Raw genomic sequence first — 341 nt, forward strand, 5'->3', positions numbered from 1 at the left:
TCGGGCAAGTCGACCATCGCGCGTCTCGTGATGGCGCTGGACACGCCGACTTCGGGCAGCGTGCGCCTCGAAGGCCGCGACCTGCACACGCTGTCGAAGGCCGAGCTGCGCACCGCGCGGCGCGATTTCCAGATGGTGTTCCAGGACCCCTACGGCTCGYTMGACCCACGCCAGACCGTCGCGCGCATCGTCGCCGAGCCCCTCGAGGCGCTGGCCGAAACGAGCCGCGCCGTGCAGCGCGAGCGTGCCAACGAGGCGCTCGCCGCAGTCGGCCTGCGCACCACCGACATGGACAAGTACCCGCACGAGTTCTCGGGCGGCCAGCGCCAGCGCATTGCGAT

At 70.8% G+C, this 341-nt stretch carries 1 protein-coding gene; it reads left to right on the forward strand.

The window, feature by feature from the left end; genetic code table 11:
• On the forward strand, positions 1 to 341 hold a 341-nt coding region (locus tag AC1DFC_RS29855; RefSeq protein WP_478180599.1), incomplete at both ends, for an ATP-binding cassette domain-containing protein.

This window comes from Variovorax sp. 10L421, assembly GCF_056395365.1.